We start from the raw sequence: 1,741 nt of genomic DNA, 5'->3' as shown, positions 1-1,741 counted from the left end.
CCCAATACCCCGTCCACTCGGCCGGCGACACGTACAAGGCCCTTGAGCTCTTCCAGTTCTTCGCCGACCGCGCGGACCTGGACGGCCCGGCGCCCAGCGTTCCGGCCACCATGTCGTGGACCCGGATGTCCCCATGGCTCCCGTGGATGGCCCGCGGCCAGCGGCCCGGCGGTCTCACCTACCACTGCCGGGGGCGCAAGCTCGGCTCGTACGCCGAGGTCCCCGAACGCACCCGTGCCTACATCGCCGACCACCACCCGGTGTTCGCCATGGCCCCGGAGAAGTGGAGCGAACCCAACGAGACGAGCTGGACGTACTTCCGCAAGCTCCACCCGCCGCAGTAGCGGCAGGATCTCCCCGTAGACGCGAGGGGGCCGGCCGATCACGATGGGCGGATGGCGGAGATCGGTCCGGACCTTATGGCGTTGTTGCGTCAGCTCGATGACCCGGAATGGCTGGAGTGGCCCAAGGGCTACAGCCGTGGCGAAGTCGCTGTGCCGTTCGGTCGTTTGGTGTGCGAGCTGGACGACGCCTTCGGCACGAGCTGCTCCTCCGAGCGGGACACTCAGGACTCCAGTGAGTACGGTCGCGTCGTCGTCCCCGCGGAGAAGACGGTGTGCGGCACGCGGATCGTGGTGAGCGTGAGCAAGTTCGGATCCCTGGCTCTGGTGTCGGCCGACAATCCCGGTGGGCCTTCTTCGGCACGGATGACGCCCGGGCCGCAGGCGAGCTGGACGCCGCGGATCTCGCAAGGGTGGAGCAGGTGCTCGCCGGGCTCGGGTACGTCGTGGTCCCTGAAGAGCTGCTCAATGGCCCGTACGACGGCCCGAGCCTGCTGTGCCCGTGGCGGGACCCGTGGGAACCCGGCTGGTGGGATCGGTTCTTCGGGGTCTTCTAGCCGGTGTGGGGAGTGTGATCGATGGCTGCGTCTGGACTTGTTGTCTAAAGGTGGATAGATTGTCTGTGTAGAAGCAGACGGAAAGTCGGCGCGGTCGGAAGCGGGAAGCAAGGAGTGAGCCCGAGTGATCACACCAGGCAGCGGGGGCGGGCGATGACGCCGCGCGGTGCGAGGCGGGCGAGTGGGCGGGATGCCGTACGGCAGCGGGATACGCAGCCGCCCGAATCGGCGGATGCGGCGCAGGCGGACGCGCATCTCCTGGCCGAAGCGGAGAAGATCGCGCAAGCGCTGGGCCGCATGTTCCCCGGCATCTGCGAGGTCGTGCTGCACGATCTGCGTGACCCGGACCACGCCATCCGCTGCATCGAGAACAACCTGTCGGGCCGTCAAGTGGGGGAGTCCGCGACCGAGTTGGGGCTGGCCCGCATCAGCGACCCGCAATACCCCAGCGTCATCCAGAACTACGCCAACCAGTTCCCCGACGGACGCCCCGCGAAGAGCACCTCGATCGGGATCAAGAACGCCGCCGGTCAGTACATCGCAGCCCTCTGCCTGAACCTGGACATCTCCACGCTCTCGCCCGTCACGCTGGCCCTGTCGAACCTGGTCGCCACCGACCCCGAAACCCGGGACGCCCCGCTGGAGAAGCTGAGCGACCGAAGCCGCCGGGAGCTGCGCGAGGTCATCGAGACCACGGCCGCCGAGCGCTCCACGACTCCGAGGGCCCTTCCCAGGGAGGCGAAGAAAGACCTCGTGCGCCGCCTGCACGAGGACGGCTACTTCGACACCCGCAACGCCGCCCAGACCATCGGCGACCTCCTGGGCATCTCCAGGGCCAGTGTC

At 68.2% G+C, this 1,741-nt stretch carries 2 protein-coding genes; both read left to right on the top strand.

Features of this window, described 5'->3' with window-relative positions; all coding sequences use genetic code 11:
- The coding region (locus ACQKIP_RS46660) for a DUF1838 family protein (protein ID WP_427745785.1) at window positions 1-344 on the top strand (344 nt) is incomplete at its 5' end.
- 707 nt (window positions 345-1,051) lie between these two features.
- On the top strand, window positions 1,052-1,741 hold a 690-nt coding region (locus ACQKIP_RS46655), incomplete at its 3' end, for a helix-turn-helix transcriptional regulator (RefSeq protein WP_427745784.1).

It is taken from the genome of Streptomyces sp. NPDC059900 (assembly GCF_050270335.1).
Classification (GTDB): Bacteria; Actinomycetota; Actinomycetes; order Streptomycetales; family Streptomycetaceae; genus Streptomyces.
This window is presented reverse-complemented; position numbering and strand designations above follow the sequence as displayed.